Annotated in this window: 14 protein-coding genes, 1 tRNA gene and 1 pseudogene; 6 read left to right on the plus strand and 10 right to left on the minus strand. The window is 70.7% G+C overall.

Annotation, left to right across the window (positions count from 1 at the left end; all coding sequences use genetic code 11):
• From AB0D27_RS21555 to AB0D27_RS21570, 4 genes are all read right to left on the minus strand, one after another.
• A partial coding sequence (locus tag AB0D27_RS21555) for a fructose PTS transporter subunit IIA (RefSeq protein ID WP_362511027.1) occupies nt 1-489 on the minus strand: 489 nt, incomplete at its 3' end.
• A gap of 205 nt (nt 490-694) precedes the next feature.
• Nucleotides 695-1,648 (minus strand): 1-phosphofructokinase, encoded by a 954-nt coding sequence (gene pfkB, locus AB0D27_RS21560; RefSeq protein WP_362511030.1) that lies wholly within the window; start codon nt 1,646-1,648, stop codon nt 695-697.
• A 41-nt stretch (nt 1,649-1,689) separates the two neighbouring features.
• Nucleotides 1,690-2,451 (minus strand): DeoR/GlpR family DNA-binding transcription regulator, encoded by a 762-nt coding sequence (locus tag AB0D27_RS21565; RefSeq protein WP_362511033.1) that lies wholly within the window; start codon nt 2,449-2,451, stop codon nt 1,690-1,692.
• Between the two features lie 215 nt (nt 2,452-2,666).
• Nucleotides 2,667-4,217 (minus strand): MFS transporter, encoded by a 1,551-nt coding sequence (locus AB0D27_RS21570; protein WP_362511036.1) that lies wholly within the window; start codon nt 4,215-4,217, stop codon nt 2,667-2,669.
• A 62-nt stretch (nt 4,218-4,279) separates the two neighbouring features.
• Between AB0D27_RS21570 and AB0D27_RS21575 the strand changes: the two genes are divergently transcribed.
• Nucleotides 4,280-5,272 carry a YafY family protein gene (locus AB0D27_RS21575; protein WP_362511039.1) on the plus strand — a complete coding sequence of 331 codons (993 nt, stop codon included), beginning with the start codon at nt 4,280-4,282 and terminating at the stop codon, nt 5,270-5,272.
• Nucleotides 5,273-5,363: 91 nt separating this feature from the next.
• Here AB0D27_RS21575 and AB0D27_RS21580 read toward each other — a convergent pair whose 3' ends face one another.
• Nucleotides 5,364-6,161 carry a TetR family transcriptional regulator gene (locus AB0D27_RS21580; protein WP_362511042.1) on the minus strand — a complete coding sequence of 266 codons (798 nt, stop codon included), beginning with the start codon at nt 6,159-6,161 and terminating at the stop codon, nt 5,364-5,366.
• Nucleotides 6,162-6,959: 798 nt separating this feature from the next.
• Nucleotides 6,960-7,958 (minus strand): sigma-70 family RNA polymerase sigma factor, encoded by a 999-nt coding sequence (locus AB0D27_RS21585; RefSeq protein WP_362511045.1) that lies wholly within the window; start codon nt 7,956-7,958, stop codon nt 6,960-6,962.
• Between the two features lie 171 nt (nt 7,959-8,129).
• Here AB0D27_RS21585 and AB0D27_RS21590 point away from each other — a divergent pair, with 171 nt between their 5' ends.
• A complete protein-coding gene (locus AB0D27_RS21590; RefSeq protein ID WP_362511048.1) occupies nt 8,130-8,651 on the plus strand; it encodes an N-acetyltransferase family protein in 522 nt (173 codons plus the stop codon).
• A gap of 16 nt (nt 8,652-8,667) precedes the next feature.
• On the opposite strand, the gene AB0D27_RS21595 is transcribed toward AB0D27_RS21590, so the two are convergent.
• Nucleotides 8,668-9,435, minus strand: a complete 768-nt coding sequence (locus tag AB0D27_RS21595; protein WP_362511222.1) for a class III extradiol ring-cleavage dioxygenase — start codon at nt 9,433-9,435, stop codon at nt 8,668-8,670.
• A gap of 169 nt (nt 9,436-9,604) precedes the next feature.
• On the opposite strand from AB0D27_RS21595, the gene AB0D27_RS21600 reads away from it, so the two are divergent.
• Nucleotides 9,605-10,108 carry a MarR family transcriptional regulator gene (locus tag AB0D27_RS21600; protein ID WP_362511051.1) on the plus strand — a complete coding sequence of 168 codons (504 nt, stop codon included), beginning with the start codon at nt 9,605-9,607 and terminating at the stop codon, nt 10,106-10,108.
• 103 nt (nt 10,109-10,211) lie between these two features.
• Here AB0D27_RS21600 and AB0D27_RS21605 read toward each other — a convergent pair whose 3' ends face one another.
• Nucleotides 10,212-11,756: an MFS transporter gene (locus tag AB0D27_RS21605; RefSeq protein WP_362511054.1), complete on the minus strand. Its 1,545-nt coding sequence runs from the start codon at nt 11,754-11,756 to the stop codon at nt 10,212-10,214.
• Nucleotides 11,757-12,060: 304 nt separating this feature from the next.
• Entirely contained in the window at nt 12,061-12,705 is a 645-nt protein-coding gene (locus tag AB0D27_RS21610; protein WP_362511057.1) for a helix-turn-helix domain-containing protein, read from the minus strand.
• 306 nt (nt 12,706-13,011) lie between these two features.
• Between AB0D27_RS21610 and AB0D27_RS21615 the strand changes: the two genes are divergently transcribed.
• From AB0D27_RS21615 to AB0D27_RS21625, 3 genes are all read left to right on the plus strand, one after another.
• Nucleotides 13,012-14,286: a M6 family metalloprotease domain-containing protein gene (locus tag AB0D27_RS21615; RefSeq protein WP_362511060.1), complete on the plus strand. Its 1,275-nt coding sequence runs from the start codon at nt 13,012-13,014 to the stop codon at nt 14,284-14,286.
• Between the two features lie 82 nt (nt 14,287-14,368).
• Nucleotides 14,369-16,072: an IclR family transcriptional regulator C-terminal domain-containing protein gene (locus tag AB0D27_RS21620; protein WP_362511063.1), complete on the plus strand. Its 1,704-nt coding sequence runs from the start codon at nt 14,369-14,371 to the stop codon at nt 16,070-16,072.
• Nucleotides 16,073-16,547: 475 nt separating this feature from the next.
• Nucleotides 16,548-16,623, plus strand: a tRNA-Arg gene (locus AB0D27_RS21625).
• A gap of 68 nt (nt 16,624-16,691) precedes the next feature.
• On the opposite strand, the pseudogene AB0D27_RS21630 reads toward AB0D27_RS21625, so the two are convergent.
• Nucleotides 16,692-17,077: pseudogene (locus AB0D27_RS21630) on the minus strand (site-specific integrase); the annotation flags it as partial.
• Nucleotides 17,078-17,108 lie beyond the last annotated feature (31 nt).

Genomic DNA, 17,108 nt, shown 5'->3' on the forward strand with positions numbered 1-17,108 from the left:
GTTCGACACCGCCGCGGAGTTCTCAGGGGCGCCCGCGGGCGCCGGGGGCTCGTCGCCGCGGATGAGCGCCGCGGCGGCCGCCGCGTCGTCCACGGCCCGCAGCGCGGACGTGAACTCGGCGTTCATCAGCTGCCGGGCGAGCGACGACAGGATCGTGAGGTGGGCGTCGTCCGCGCCCGCCGGTGCGGCGATCAGGAAGATCAGGTCGGCGGGCCCGTCCGGCGCGCCGAAGTCGATCCCGGCCCCGCTGCGGCCGAAGGCGAGCGTCGGCTCGGTGACGTGAACGCTCCGGCAGTGCGGGATGCCGATACCGCCGTCGAGGCCGGTCGGCATCTGGGCCTCGCGGGCGGCCACGTCGGCGAGGAAGCCGTCGAGGTCGGTCACCCGGCCCAGGGTGACCATGCGCTCGGCGAGGGCGCGCGCCGCCGCCTCTTTGGTATCGGCGGACAGGTCGAGGTCGACCAGGTCCGCGGTGATCATCTCGCTCATCGCGGGCTCCTTCGCACGCGTATCGCCCGGGGGGAGTGGTGGGCGGGGGTGGGGACGGGGGTGTTGCGCTCAGAGGGGACAGAGGTGAAAGGGGTGAGGTGCGGGCAAGAGACGGGGCCGGGGAAACCTCGCCTCCCTCGGGGGAGCCATCCGCATTCCCCGCGGGCCAGCGGCTCGCGCACCCCGTACCGAACCGAACCGTTGCTCATGACACCGGCTCCGTCAGTACGAAGTCCAGCGGGATCTGCGACGTGACCATCACGGCGGAGCGCTCGAGGTCGGAGGGACCCGGCATCACGCTGCCGGGGAGCTGGACGGCCGCGGCGCCGTGGGCGACGGCGGAGGCGAGGGCTTCGGGACCGCTGCCGCCGGCGATCAGGAAGCCGGCGAGGGAGGAGTCGCCGGCGCCGACGTTGCTGCGTACGGTGTCCACTCGCGCGCTGCCGAACCAGACGCCCGCGCCGTCCACGAGCAACTGCCCGTCCGCGCCCAGGCTCGCGAGCACGGCGTGTGCGCCCAGCTCGCGCAACTCCTCGGCCGCCTTCACCGCGTCGCCCACCGTGGCGAGGGGGCGCCCGACGGCTTCCGCGAGCTCCTCGGCGTTGGGCTTCACCACGTCGGGCCGCTCGCGCAGCGCCGCGAGCAGCGCGGGGCCGGAGGTGTCCAGCGCGATCCGGGCGCCCGCCGCGTGCGCCCGCGCGACGAGATCGGCGTACCAGTCCGGACCGAGCCCGCGCGGCAGGCTGCCGCAGCAGGTGATCCAGTCGGTGTCACCTGAGCGGTACTGCCGACGGACGGTCTCCAGCAGGAGTTCGGCCTCGGTGGCGGAGAGTTCGGGGCCGGGCGCGTTGATCTTCGTCAGGGTGCCGTCGGGTTCGGCGACGGAGATGTTCGAGCGGGTGGCTCCGGCGATCGGGACCGGGGCGACCTCGATGCCCTGCGCGTCGAGCAGGTCGGCGACGAGTGCGCCGGGCGCACCACCCAGGGGCAGGACGGCCACCGTGCGCTGCCCGGCGGCCGCGACGGCGCGCGAGACGTTCACGCCTTTGCCACCCGGGTCCATGCGTTCGCCGGTGGCCCGGATGACCTCGCCGCGGTCGAGCGACGGGACCTCATACGTACGGTCGAGGGACGGGTTGGGGGTGACGGTGAGGATCATGCGCACTCGTTTCTCAACACACAGCACTTCCGTGCCGGGTTCTATACACACAGCACTTCGGTGCCGCCGCGCTCGATGGCGGTGGCGTCTTCGGGGCTCAGCCCGCGGTCGGTGATCAGCAGGTCCACATCGCTCAGGTCGCCGAAGCGGGCGAAGTGCTCCTGACCGTTCTTGGAGGAGTCGGCGAGCAGCACCACCCGGCGAGCGGCGTGCAGGGCCGCGCGCTTGACGGCGGCCTCGGCGAGGTCGGGGGTGGTCAGCCCGTACGAGGGGGAGAATCCGTTGGCCGCGACGAACAGCACATCGGCGCGGATCTCGCTGTAGGCACGCAGCGCCCAGGCGTCCACGGCGGCGCGCGTCCGGTGTCGCACGCGCCCCCCGACGAGATGGAGCTGGATGCCCGGGTGGTCCGCGAGGCGGGCCGCGATCGGCAGGCTGTGGGTGACGACGGTGAGCGTCGCCTCCAGTGGGAGAGCTCCGGCGAGCCGGGAGATCGTCGATCCGGCGTCCAGGATCACCGTGCCGTCACTGGGCAGTTCGGCCACGGCGGCCTGGGCGATGCGGTCCTTCTGGTCGGCCGCGGTGGACTCGCGCTCGGCGAGGTCGGGCTCGAAGTCCAGGCGCCCGGCCGGTATCGCACCACCGTGCACACGGCGTACGAGACCCGCGCGGTCCAGGGTCTTCAGGTCCCGGCGGATGGTCTCCGCGGTGACCTGGAACTCGTCAGCCAGTGACAGCACGTCCACCCGGCCGCCGTCACGGGCGAGCCGGAGGATCTCCTGCTGCCGCTCCGGTGCGTACATGTCCGTTCGCCTCCGACTGATGCCCGAACCTGTGGTTTCCCTAGGACACTACGCCCGGATTTCCGGAAAGTAAACAGGTTCGGGCTTGATTCGGGCATGAACGGACTTCAGGCCGGGCGCTGGGCGCGCGAAGGAGGCCGGCACACCCCTCAGATGCCAGGCAGCGCAAAGGGGCCCGGCACCTCAGGTGCCAGGCCCCTTGCCACCGCGTCGGCTCAGCCCACGAGCTCGGACTCCTTCGCCACCCCGGTCTCGGCCGCGACCTCGACCTCCCCCTCGGAAGCCCCCTCCACATGCTGTGCCGGCCGCTTCGGCAGCGCGAACATCAGCAGGAAGATGACCACCATCACCGCCGCCACCCACCACAGCGTGTGCTGGAAGGCGTTCACGAACGCCGGGCCCAGCTGGGCGGTACGCAGGCCGTCGCTGATCTCGCCGAAGAAGAGGACCGAGACCAGTCCGAGCCCCAGGGCGTTGCCCATCTGCTGCACGGTGTTGATCAGCCCGGAGGCCGAACCCGAGTGCTCGCGCGGGACCTCCGACAGCACCGCGTCCGTCAGCGGGGCCACGATGAATCCCATACCGGCGCCCATGACCACCAGCGGAAGCGCCATCTGCCAGGAGGCGATGGACATCCCGTACCGGTCGGACTCCCAGATGTAGAGCAGCACGCCGAGCGCCATGATCAGGGCGCCCGCCTGCAGCACCTTGCGCCCGAACCGCGGGACCAGCAGCTGCACCGACATGCCCGCCGCCGCGGACACCGCGATCGAGAACGGCACCCCGGTCAGCCCCGCCCGCAGCGGCCTCCACCCCAGCCCGACCTGCATGTACAGCGTCCAGACCAGGAAGAAGATGCCGAGCGCGACACCGAAGACGGTCTGTACGGCGATGCCCGCCGCGAAGCTCTTCACCTTGAACAGCGACAGCTCGACCAGCGGCGAACCGTCCCGCGCCGTCTTGCGCCTCTCGTACGCGACCAGCGCCCCGAAGACGACGAGGGCTCCGGCCATCGACGCGTACCCCCACAGCGGCCAGCCCAGTTCCCGGCCGCGGGTCAGCGGGTAGAGCAGCATCAGCAGGCCGAGGGTGACGAGGGTGACGCCGACGAGGTCGAGCTTGAGGGCCTTCGGCGCCTTGGACTCGCTGATGAACTGTCGGCCCAGGATCAGCGCGGCCACGCCCACCGGCAGGTTGATGAGGAAGATCGGCCGCCATTCCAGGCCGAACAGGTTCCACTCGGTGAGCAGTGCGCCGAGCAGTGGACCGGAGACGGCCCCGAGGCCGATGATCGCGCCGAACAGACCGAAGACCTTGCCCCGCTCGTGCGCCGGGAAGGTGGCGTGCACGATCGACAGCACCTGCGGCACCATCATCGCGGCCATCCCGCCCTGCAGGATGCGCGAGGCGACGAGCATCTCCGGGTTCGCGGCGAAGCCGCACAGCGCGGAGGCGATCGTGAAGCCGCCTATGCCCAAGAGGAAGAGCCGCTTGCGGCCGTGGATGTCGCCGAGCCGTCCGCCCGTGATGAGTCCGGCGGCGAAGGCCAGCGCGTAGCCCGCCGTAATCCACTGGATCTGGCTGAACGAGGCGCCCGCGTCCCGCTGGATCGACGGGATCGCGATGTTGACGATCGTGACGTCGACCAGGTCCATGAAGGCCGCGGTCATCACGATGGCGAGGGCGAACCAGCGCCGCCTGTCGGCCACGACGGCCGCGGCCGGGTCGCCGTCCGGGATGCTGAGAGGGGTCTCGGTGGAGGTCATGAAATAAAGGTAGGCCGTCATTAGGTCAGTTCATGTCCTAGATCTGCGGCACTCTGGAAAACATGACGACGGATACGCCGGCCCGGCTCCTCCAGCTCCTCTCCCTACTGCAGACCCCCCGCGAATGGCCGGGCGGCGAGCTCTCCGAGCGGCTCGGGGTGTCCCGTCGTACCGTCCGCCGGGACATCGACCGGCTCCGGGAACTGGGTTATCCGGTGCAGGCGACCAAGGGGGCCGACGGCGGGTACCGGCTGGTGGCGGGGAAGGCGATGCCGCCGCTCGTGCTCGACGACGAGGAGGCCGTGGCGATCGCGGTGGGGCTGCGGGCCGGCGCAGGGCACGCTCTCGAAGGCGTGGACGAGGCCTCCGTACGGGCTCTTGCGAAGCTGGAGCAGGTGCTGCCGTCCCGGCTGCGGCACCGGGTGTCCACGTTGCAGGCCGCGACCACGCCGCTGACCAGCGGGGACGGGGCGAGCATCGCACCCGAGACACTGACCGTGATGGCGTCGAGCGTGGCGGGGCGGGAGCGGCTGCGGTTCGCGTACCGCTCGGGTGACGGGACGCCGTCGCGGCGGCTGACCGAGCCGTACCGGCTTGTCTCCACCGGCCGTCGCTGGTACCTCGTCGCATACGACCTCGACCGCGAGGACTGGCGTACGTTCCGCGTCGACCGGGTCTCCGAACCTTCCGCCACGGGCGCCCGGTTCACTCCTCGCGAGCTGCCGACGGGGAACGCCGCCGAGTACTTGCGGCAGTCGATGTACCGGCGCCAGGAGACGTACGAGTTCGACGTCACCTTCGCCGCGCCCGCCGCGTTCGTCGCGGCGCGGCTGCCCGCCTGGCTCGGGGCGCTCGAGCCGATCGACGAGCACAGCTGCCGGCTGCGCTCCTCCGCCGGCGACTCGGTGGAGTGGCTGGCGGTGCGGATCGCGATGGTCGACTGCGAGTTCGTGGTGCGGGAGCCGGTGGAGCTGGTGCGGTTCGTACGGGACTTGGGTGGGCGCCTCACGCGAGCGGGGGGTGGCTCTACGGACGTCGACTTCGCCGCGCCGTGAGTCGGACTCGCAGGTCCGTCCGTAACTTGCCTGCGCTGTCCGGAATTTCATCGCCGGGGCCGCCTTCCACGGCGCCCCGGACGGTCGTTGCTCAGTCGGCCCCCCACGGGAAGTCACGAAGGGCCGCGAGATTGCGTACCGCGAGCGCGACGGGGCCATCCGGACCGCCCGCCGCGTCGTCCCCGGCCGCCCAGACCTCCACCGCGACACGGACGGCCGCACTGGCCACGGCGGCACTGAGACGGAGGTCGGGGGAAGGGGCCGGGGAAGGGGATGCCGGCGAGCCGGAGGTGGCTTTCGACGCTTGCCCGGCGGGGGCTTGCCCGGCGGACGCTTGCCCGGCGGACGCTTGCCCGGCGGGGGCTTGCCCGACGGGACCTTGCCCGGCGGAACCTTGGCCGACGGAGCCTTGCCCGGCGGAAGCCGCCGCCTGCCCGGTGGGCGCCTGCGCAGCCGTCGCCTGCCCAGCCTTCGCCTCCCCAGCACCCGGCGAGACCCTCGCCGCCAGTACCCCCGCCAGCGTCCGCTCCGCCGTCTGGCAGGCCTCGCCCCATACCCGTAGGAGGGCAGGGTTGCTCTCGGCCAGGCGGAGGAGGGAGCGGACCCAGTCCAGGGACTCGTGCCTGACGCCGACGCCCGGGGTCAGGGTGGAGACGATCGCGTGACGCAGGGCGTCGGGGACCGGCAGTTGGGGTGGGGCGTCGCGGACGGCCTCGGCCCACTTCTGGACACCGGCCACGAAGAGGGGGCCGAGCGCCTCCTCCTTGCTCGCGAAGTACCGGTAGAAGGTGCGCGGCGCGACCCCGGCAGCCCGGGCGATGTCCTCGGCGCGGGTGCCCCGCAGACCGTGTCGCATGAACAGCCCCGCCGCGGCCCGGGCGATGTCCATACGGGTCTCCGACTTGCGCCGCTCAATGAGCGAGGGGCCACCGACGGCCGCACGCCCCGCATCGGCTGAAGCCGACCCCCCGCGACCTGCGGAAGCCGAGGCGGCCCGCCGTGCGGAAGCCGCGACCGCCCGACCCGCGGAAGCCGAGGCCCCCCGCCCGCCGGTGCCCACAGCCCTCACATCCACGGAGTCCGCAGCCGACCGGCCCTCGGCACCCGGTGCCCTCTCGTCACCGGACGCGGTCGCCCCACGGCCGCCGGAACCCGGCGCGCGGCCGCCACCGGTCGTCGCGCTCCGGCCGTCAGGGGCCGTCGCCCGCCGGGGGGAACCGGTCGCCGCCCCCTCGGCGGAGCCGCGCCCCACGCGTTCGGTACCCGTCACGGACGGCAGGTTATGCCTCTGTGGCAGAATCTGCCATTCGGGTCACCCCGGGGTTCAGGTTCGGGGTGGCCCGCCCACGACCTGCCCGGAGACGGCGCCGCGGTCCCTCCGGCCAGAGCACCCCGAGGACAAAATGGAGCCGAGCCCCGGCGCCAGGGGGGGGAAGGCGCCGAAGCTCGGCTCTCGAAGAGTCCCGGCGCGGGGGGGGGATGCGTCGGGACTCAGTTCTGGGGGCGAAGGATACGCCCGGGACGGAACCCTGAACCCTGGGCCCTGAAGTTTTGTTCCCAGAGCCCAGCAGGTTGAAGCGGCTTTACATGGCCATGTCTGGTCGACTTGCGGCCAACGTGACGCACGCGTCCGTCCGGGATACGAACCGACACGGACCCACGTGCGTACGGTGTCAGATCACGAGCCCTACGCCGCCGCGTCGAACCCCGTGTCGCGCGCCAACTTCTTCAGCTCGAGCAGCGCGTGCTTCTCGATCTGGCGAATACGCTCACGCGTGAGGCCGTGCTCCTTGCCGACCTCGGTGAGTGTGCGCTCCCGGCCGTCCTCGATGCCGTACCGCATCTTGATGATGGACGCCGTGCGCTGGTCGAGGCGGCCGATCAGGTCGTCGAGCTCCTCGCTGCGCAGCAGGGTCATCACCGACTGCTCGGGGGAGACCGCCGAGGTGTCCTCGAGCAGGTCGCCGAACTGGGTCTCGCCCTCGTCGTCCACCGGCATGTTCAGCGAGACCGGGTCGCGGGCCCAGTCCAGGACGTCACCTACGCGCTCCGGCGTCGAACCGAGCTCGGCGGCGATCTCCGCGTGCTCCGGCTCCCGCCCGTGCTCGCGGTTGAACTCGCGCTGCACGCGCCGGATCCGGCCCAGCTCCTCGACCAGGTGGACGGGGAGGCGGATCGTGCGCGACTGGTCGGCGATGGAGCGGGTGATGGCCTGGCGGATCCACCACGTCGCATACGTCGAGAACTTGAAGCCCTTGCGGTAGTCGAACTTCTCGACGGCGCGGACCAGACCCGCGTTGCCCTCCTGGATCAGGTCGAGCAGGGGCAGACCACTGCGCGGATAGCGCCGGGCGACGGCGACGACCAGCCGGAGGTTCGAGCGGATGAAGATGTCCTTCGCGCGCTCGCTGTCGGCGACCAGCGCCTCGAGTTCGTCGCGGGTGACATCCGCCCTGGCCTCCTCCTCACCGTCGAGGATCTGCCGCGCGAAGACACCGGCCTCGATCATCTGGGAAAGCTCGACTTCCTTGGCGGCGTCGAGCAGTGGCGTACGCGCGATCTCGTCGAGGTACATGCCGACCAGGTCGCGGTCGGCGATCTCGCCGCCTACGGCGCGAACACTGCGTGCCGCGTCGGTGGTCCCGCCGGTGGCGGACTTACGACGGGCGACGGCACGGGTTGCCATGCGTGCTCCCTTGCGATGGTGGGCTTGCGGGTCGGTCCCGGACACTGGGCCTCACCCTCCCGGGTGCCCTGCATCCGAAGGAAACAACGACTGGAATCCGGACAGAATTCCCGACCCGCCCCTCGATTTTTCTGATCATGCAGTACCCTGTGCCGCCACATGGGAGGCAGGATGCGGTCGGAACGTACAGAGGTGCAGGTCAGACCGGGAGTCGAGAGTGACCTCGGCGCCCTCACAGACATCTACAACCACTATGTGCGCGAGACGCCCATCACCTTTGACACCGCCGTCTTCACGCCGGAAGAGCGCCGCTCGTGGCTGCTCTCCCACCCTGAAGACGGACCGCACCGCCTGATGGTTGCCACGGACGCGGACTCACAGGGGATTCTTGGGTACGCCACATCCAGCGCCTTTCGCCCCAAGCCCGCGTACGCGACCTCTGTCGAGGTGACCGTCTACGTCGCCCCAGATACCGGTGGTCGCGGCATCGGCACCCTTCTCTACCAGGCCCTCTTCGAGGCCCTGGCCAGCGAGGACCTGCACCGGGCGTACGCGGGCATCGCGCAACCCAACGAGGCGTCCGTGCGGCTGCATGAACGCCTCGGGTTCCGGCACATCGGCACCTATCGGGAGGTGGGCCGCAAGTTCGGGCGGTACTGGGATGTGGCCTGGTACGAGAAGGAGCTCACTTAAGGCCTGTCAGGGCAGGTCAGCCGAACTGCACCGACCGCTTCGCCATCCCCATCCAGAACCCGTCGATCACGGACTTCTGGCCGTCCAGTTCACCGGCCGCGTCCGCCGCACCCATGGTCACGAAGAGGGGGGCGAAGTGCTCGGTGCGCGGGTGGGCGAGGCGACCGGCCGGGGACTTGCTCTCGAAGTCGAGCAGCGCGTCCACGTCGCCGGAGTCCAGGGCGCGGTGGCCCCAGTCGTCGAACTCGCTCGACCAGGACGGGACTCCCCCGCCGGTGTGCCGCAGGGCCGCGAGGTTGTGGGTGAAGAAGCCGGAGCCGACGATCAGGACGCCCTCGTCGCGCAGCGGGGCCAGCTTGCGGCCGATCTCGAAGAGGCGGACCGGGTCGAGGGTCGGCATGGAGATCTGCAGGACCGGGATGTCGGCCTCGGGGAACATCTCGACGAGCGGAACGTACGCACCGTGGTCGAGCCCGCGGTCCGGGATGTCCTGCACCGGCATGCCGGGCGCGCGCAGCAGCTTGCGTACGGACTCGGCGAGCCGGGGGGCGCCGGGGGCCGCGTACGTGACCTGATAGTAGTGCTCGGGAAAGCCCCAGAAGTCGTACACGAGGGGGACGGTCTCGATCGCGCCGAGGGCGAGCGGGGCCTCTTCCCAGTGGGCGGAGACCATGAGGACGGCCTTGGGGCGCGGCAGGTCGGCGGACCAGGCGGCGAGCTGGCCGGGCCAGATGGGATCGTCGGCGAGCGGCGGGGCGCCATGGCTGAGGTAGAGGGCGGGCATGCGCGGGAGCACGGGACGCTCCTCGGTGGCGGCGGACATGGCGGCTCCCTCCGGACAGTTCCATCGTATGGCCCAAAACTAAATACTTGAAGTCTCAAGCTCTAGTCTGGTGCGCCACCTTACGCCGGGTTTGTTTAATTTTCAAGAAGGGGCTCGTACAGTGGAGTACATGAACACGGCATCCGCTCAAGAGCCGCGCTGGCTCACCGACGAGGAACAGCGCATCTGGCGTGCCTACATGCACGCCACCACCCTCCTCGAGGACCATCTCGACCGTCAGCTCCAGCGTGATGCGGGCATGCCGCACATCTACTACGGGCTGCTCGTGCAGCTCGCCGAGGCGCCGCGCAGACGGCTGCGGATGACCGAACTGGCGATGAACGCGAAGATCACCCGCTCCCGGCTCTCGCACGCCATCGCCCGTCTGGAGAAGAACGGCTGGGTGCGGCGCGAGGACTGCTCCTCCGACAAGCGGGGACAGTTCGCCGTCCTCACGGACGACGGCTACGAGGTGCTGCGCCGCACCGCGCCGGGCCATGTGACCGCCGTACGCCAGGCCGTGTTCGAGCGGCTCAGCGCGGACCAGCAGAAGGCCCTCGGCGAGGCCATGCGGATCGTCGCCGAGGGGCTCCAGCCGAAGGACGCGGGCGCGGATCTGCCCTGGCTCCGCTGAGCTCGGAAACCGTGCTCGGAACCAGGGCAGATCCTGGGAGTCGTACGTACGAGGCGTCCCCACCCCTCGTACGTACGCGAAGTACCCGCAGGGGTACGGGTGATCAGTGGGCGATCACCGGCACCATCACCTCGTCCTCGACGCCCTCGCCCGCCTCCGCACCGGAGGCCGAGGCCGAAGCGATGTCCGGGCGGCCGGTGTTGATGAGGGTGAAGGCGATCCCGGCGGCGACCACGAGGATGCCGACGGCGAACCAGATCGCGTTGGTGTAGCCGTGCACCATGCCCTGCAGCTGGACCATCTGCTGCTGCGGCTTGGAGGCGGCGCCGGCGATGTGGTCCTTGACGTACGAGGTGGTCGCCGAGAGGGCGATCGTGTTCAGCAGCGCCGTACCGATCGCGCCGCCGACCTGCTGCGAGGTGTTGACCATCGCGGAGGCGACACCGGCGTCACGCGGCTGGATGCCGTGCGTGGCCAGGGACATCGCGGGCATGAACGCCGTACCCATGCCGAGGCCGAGCAGCACCATCGCCGGCAGCACCAGGGAGGCGTACGACGAACCGATCTCCAGCTGGGCCAGCAGCAGCATGCCGAGCGCGGCGACCAGGAAGCCGGGGCCCATCAGCAGCCGCGGCGCCACCCGGGTCATCAGGCGGGCGCCGATCTGGGTGGAGCCCGTGATCATGCCCGCGATCATCGGCAGGAAGGCGAAGCCGGTCGAGATCGGCGAGTAGCCCTTCACGATCTGCAGGTAGTAGGTCAGGAAGAGGAATGTGCCGAACATCGCGATGATCGCGAGGCCGAGGGAGAGGTAGACGCCGCCGCGGTTGCGGTCGGTGATCACCCGCAGGGGCAGCAGCGGGGCCTTGACCTTGGACTCGGTGAAGACGAACCCGGCCAGCAGGAGCGCGGAAGCGACGAACAGGCCGACCGTCGTGGAGTCGCCCCAGCCGTCGGTCTCGGCGCGGGTGAAGCCGTAGACGAGGGAGACCAGACCGAGGGTGGACAGGACGACACCGGGGATGTCGAGCGGCGAGCGGTTGCGGCCGCCCTCCGGCTCACGAATGACGAAGTACGCGCCCGCGGCCGCGACGATCGCGAACGGGATGTTGACGAAGAACGTCCAGCGCCAGTCCATGTACTCGGTGAGCACACCGCCGAGTATGAAGCCGACGGCGCCACCGCCACCGGCGATCGCGCCGTAGATGCCGAAGGCCTTGGCGCGCTCCTTGGCGTCCGTGAACATCACGGAGAGCAGGGACAGCGCGGCGGGCGCGAGCAGCGCGCCGAACACGCCCTGGAGGGCGCGGGCGCCGAACATCATCGCCTCGTTGGTGGCGGCGCCGCCGAGCGCGGAGGCCGCGGCGAATCCGGTCAGGCCGACGACGAAGGCACGCTTGCGGCCCCACAGGTCGGCGATCCGTCCGCCGAAGAGCAGCAGACCACCGAAGGCGAGGGCGTAGGCCGTGATGACCCACTGCTTGTTGCCGTCCGAAATACCCAGGTCTTGCTGGGCCGAGGGCAGGGCGATGTTCACGATGGTCGCGTCGAGGACGACCATCAGCTGAGCGAGCGCGATGAAGACGAGCGCTTTCCAGCGGTTGGCGTGTGCGTCGGGAATTGCCTTTGCGATTCCTGTTTCAGACATGGGGGTACCCACTCCGGGACTTCGTAGCGAAAAAAGGTGAAGAGTAAGGAACGGCTCGTCCTCGGCGACGGCCGGAAGCTTTGTACGACTGCTGAGTGACGGAAGTCGTGCACGACTACTGGCGGAAGTCGCGTACGACTACTGACTGGTGGGAAGTCGTATGCGACTACTGACTGGTGGGAAGTCGTGCGCGACTACTGACTGGTGAGAAGTCGTGCGCGACTACTGACTGGTGGGAAGTCGTGTACGACTACTGACTGGCGCCGTGCTGTGAACTAATCGGTCACGGCGGCGAATTCATGGATCACGCTCGTCGCAGATCCTCCACGGTGGCGGCCACTCCGGGCAGTTCGGAGCGGGCCGGGGCCCGCATGCCGTCCAGGAACAGCTGCAGATGACGGTGTACGAAGCGGTCGATGCCCTGGCACGCGGTACCGGGCAGCGGCCTGGTGAGCTGGCTGACGGCAATCATCAGATCGCCGAACTCGACATCGGGGCGCAGCTGTCCGGCCTCGCGGGCACGGGCCATCAGCTGCTCGATCAGGTCGGTGATCCGCTCGCGGGCCGCGAGCAGATCGGGGTGGTTCTGGTCGAAGCTCTCGGAGAGCATCGGGCACAGGGCGCCGATCCGCTCGTCCGCGGCGAAGTGCACGAAGCCGCTCAGTGCCTGGAAGGCGTCGCCCCCCTCGGCGAGTGCCTCCTCGACCCACTCCGACGTGCGGTCCATGACCGCGCAGACGACCTCCCGCGCCAGGGCGTCGCGATCGGGGAAGTTGCGGTACACCGTGGCGTTGCCGACGCCGGCCCGGCGGGCGATCTCGTCGAACGGCACCTCGGCGCCGAACTCGACGAACATCTCCCGGGCCGCGGCGACGATCCGCTCCCGGTTGCGCAGGGCGTCGGCGCGGGGCCGGGGCACTCGGCGCTGCACGGGGGTGGCGGTCTCCACGGCGTACTCCTCATCTTCCCGTCGGTACTCGTCCGTACCTCGTAGGTACAGACGCCGTACGTGACGGCTGGGTTGCTATCCGGGGATTCCCTCCCCGTTTCGCTCGGACGTATGGCTAAACGGGGAAACGATCCCCGGTTATTTCCCGGCCTTCTTGTGACCTGCGTCACATCGCGAGCCTTGTCCCTCCGGAAGCGCCTCCCACGATCGGGCTCATCCAGCGCGCGCCCGCCGCACCCACGACACAGGGTGATCGCAAGGGTGCAGTCGGAGACGGGCGGCTGCCGTGGAGCGAAGGGCCCCCGCATGCAGCCGACCAGCCGTCGGATACGCCCCCGCCGTGTGGCCGCCCTCGCCTCGGTGACCGTGCTGACGCTGGCAGTCAGCACCTCCGCCGGCACCGGGCACCTCACGGCGGGCTCCACGGCGGCAGGCTCCATCGCGCTGGGCCGCTCCACGACGCTCGGCCCCTGCATGATCAACGGTCCGGCGGGCGTACAGATGGGGGAAGGCATCCCGACCGCGCCCGGCTACGCCCGCGCCACCGGCACCCTCCGCGCTCTCACGCTGATGGTCGACTTCTCCGACGCGCCCGGCAAGGGCAGCGCACTCGACCGGTACGACGAGTTCTTCCCGAAGACGCGGGAATGGTTCCACACCGGTTCCTACGGCCGCCTCGACTACCGCCCCTCGGCCCCCATCCGGCACTGGCTGCGCCTGCCCAAGCCCTTCAAGGCGTACGGCATAGAGCGGGGCGCGCCCTTCGAACCCGGGTACCGCGATCTGGTCCAGGACATAGTGGCCACGGCCGACCCCACGGTGGACTTCCGCTCGTACGACATCCTGAACGTCCTGGTGACGCCGAACGCGGGTCCCTCCGCGCTGGACACCGTCCTGTCCGTGACCTTCGCGGGCAACACCGAGGCACCGGTCGCCGACGGCGTCCCCGTCTCCAACGCGTCCTTCGTCTACAGCCGCCAGGACGACGGCTCGGGCTCCTACGCCGACACCGGCTACCGGGTGCTCCCCCACGAGAACAGTCACACCTTCGGCCTGCCCGACCTCTACACCCAGGACGGCGGGGGCGCGGTCGGCCACTGGGACATCATGAGCGAGGACTGGGGGGCCGACAACGATCTGCTCGGCTGGCACAAGTGGAAGCTCGGCTGGCTCGACGACTCCCAGGTCAGCTGCGCAGCGGTGCGCGGCACCACCGAGTACACCCTCACCCCGCTGGCCAGGACCGGCGGCAGGAAGCTCGTCTTCGTGCCCACCAGTGCCAAGACCGGGTACGCCCTCGAACTGCGTACCCGTGGCGGCAACGACTCCGCGGTCTGCCGCCCCGGCATCCTCGTCTACAAGGTCGAGGCGGACGTCGACACCGGCAACGGGCCCATCACCGTGTACGACTCCCACCCCGACAGCGGCGGCTGCACGCGCTCCCCCAACGTGCACGCGGAACTCTCCGACGCGCCCCTCTCGCCCGGCGAGACCTTCAAGGACGCCAAGACCGGAGTCACCGTCCGGGTCGCCGGCGTGGACCTCGCGGGGAACTACCGGGTGTCAGTGACCCGGCGCTGACACAGCGCTGCCGTGCCGCCGACCTGCGGGGCGGCCGGGCGGGCATTACGGTGTCTGTTCCGAGAGCCGCAACGGAGAGCCCATGTCATCGAACGTCGTGCCGGCCCCCGGGACGGGGAGCGGGACCGCTGTGCCCGCCGAGGCCGTCACCCCGCTCATCCGGGGGATCGCCGTGCTCCGGCGGCTGACCGAGGCCGACGGGGTGTGCAGCCTGAGCGGGCTGGAGCGGGCCACCGGGCTCGCGCGTTCCACCGTCGACCGGATCACGGCGACCCTCGCGCGCATGGGATACGTACGCCTCGACGGCCGGGACGCCGTGCTGGCCCCCCGTCTGATGGAACTCGGCAACGCCTACCTCGCCGCCCTGCGGCTCCCCCGCCTCCTCGACGCGCACGCCGACGAACTCGCCGACGAACTCGACGAGTCGGTGTCCCTGGCCGTCGGCGACCGGGACGGCATCCGCTTCATCCACCAGGCGACACGGCGCCGCGCCATGTCCCTGAGCTTCCGCATCGGCGATCTGCTCCCCGCCGAACGCACCGCGCCCGGATCGCTGTTCGCCACCGAGTGGGGCGAGGAGGACTGGACGCGCTGGCGCGAGCGCCGGGCGGCCGATCCGGAGGACCGCGGATTCCCCGCCGTACCGGCGCGGAGCAGGCCGCTCGACGGTGACGAGGCCGACGAGGCCGGGGGCGGTGACGACGGCTTCGAGTTGCGGACGGCCCGGGCGCGGGAGGCCGGCTGGGCGCTGGACGATCAGCTGATCGAGCCGGGGCTGGTCGCCGTCTCGATGCCCGTACGCGAGGCGGGGCGGATCGCGTGCGTGGTCAGCGTGGTGAGTCACACCAGCCGGCACACCGCGGCCGATCTGCGGGACACGTTGCTGCCCCGGCTGCGGAAGGCCGTGGCGGCGATGGAACGGGAGCTGCGGGAGGCGCCGCTCGCCGAGCGCGGGGACCGGCGCGCCCCGGGTGCCCCCGCCGGGCTGGCCTCCTGGACCGGCACCTCCAAGCAGGAGCTGGGGCGGGAGTTCGTCGAGTCGCTGGCCCGCGGGCTCACCGTGATCACCGCCTTCGGAGAGGGCCGCGCCGAGCTGACCCTCACGGAGGTCGCCCAGGCCACCGGCCTCGCCCGCGCGACGGCCCGGCGCGCCCTGATCACCCTGGAACACCTCGGATACGTCACCACGCACGACCGTGTCTTCCGGCTCACGCCGCGGGTCCTGGGCCTCGGCTTCCCACCCCTCTCCCGGACCTCACTCCCCGAGATCGCGGCCCCCCACCTCACCGCACTCTCCCAGCGGCTGCACGACTCGGTCTCGCTCGCGGTCCTGACAGGCGACGAGGTCCAGTACACGGGCCGTGTCGCCACCAGCCGCGTCATGAGCGTCAACATCACCGTCGGCACCCGGCTGCCCGCCTACGCGACCTCGCTGGGCCGCGTGATCCTGGCCGACCTGCCCGAGCCCCCGCTTCCCGACCTGCTCCCGCTGACCCCGCGCACCCTCACCGACCCGCGGAAACTCAGGGCCGAACTGGACCGCGTACGGCACGCCGGATACGCCCTGAGCGACGAGGAGTTGGAGGAGGGACTGCGGTCCATCGCGGTGCCGGTACGGGGGCCCGACGGGCGGGTCGTGGCCGCGGTGAACGTGGCCATGCACAGCAGCCGTCGCACCCCCGAAGAATGCGTCCGCGACGTCCTGCCGGAACTGCACGCCATGGCCGGCCGCATCGAGGCGGACCTCCGCGTGGCGGGGCGCTTCAGGCGGGTACTGCTGGGGTGACGTGGCCGCCCTGTTCGCCGTCTGTTCGCCGTCCGCAGCACGTCGGAGACTGGGGGGCTCCCGGTCTCGGGGGTGCTGTGGACGGCATGATGCGGGGCACTGCGGCCGGTGGCCGGTGACCCGTGACCGGTGACCCGTGACCGGTGGCCGGTGGCCGGTGGCCGGTGGCCCCCAGGGTTCCGGTTCGCCCAGGGGCTCGCGGAGAGTTCCTTGTAGAGCCGGCACGCGTCACCGCCATCGGTCAGCGGGGCCAGGGCGGCACCGGCGGTCTCCGGAACAACCCGCACGAACCGGTAAGCCCGATCGAGACACCGTCGTGCCCGACCCCGGGAACGCCGACCCAGTCGTAAAGGATCCATCCGCATCCCCCACCCAGGCCGCCCCGCCCTCCCCCTCCCACCTGCGCAAACCGGAACGCTCCCAGCCCCCGTCCCACATCCGCTAGGCTGGCCACCGGATCCCACGAGATCCGCACGCCTTCGTAGCTCAGGGGATAGAGCACCGCTCTCCTAAAGCGGGTGTCGCAGGTTCGAATCCTGCCGGGGGCACCAGCCAAAAGGCCCCGGACCGATCATGGTCCGGGGCCTTTGACATCCACGATTGACATCAACGAGCACGGTCAGTGACCACCGGGACGCTTCCTGAGTAGCCGATCCATGTGGCTCATGGCCTCGCGCTGGGTGTCCTGCACGACGTGCGTGTACACGTCCATGGTGATGCTGATCTGGCTGTGCCCGAGGATCTCCATCACGACGCGGGCGCGACTCCGGCCGCCGTGAGGAGGGTCGCCGTGCCGTGCCGAGCATCATGCAGCCGGATCACGCGAAGGCCGGCGGACTCGGCGACGCGGGTGAACGAGCGGTAGACGTTCCGCGGCTCGACCTGGCGACCGGTGCGGGCGGTGAAGACGTAGCCGGACGCCTGCCACTCCTCCCCCGCCTTGGCGCGTGCAGCGGACTGCCGCATCCGGTGCCAGCGCAGTGGGGCGATGCAGAGCGCGGGCATGGCACGATGCCCAACAGGGGCCCCAAGACCC

Source organism: Streptomyces sp. NPDC048415 (assembly GCF_040651675.1).
GTDB lineage: Bacteria > Actinomycetota > Actinomycetes > Streptomycetales > Streptomycetaceae > Streptomyces.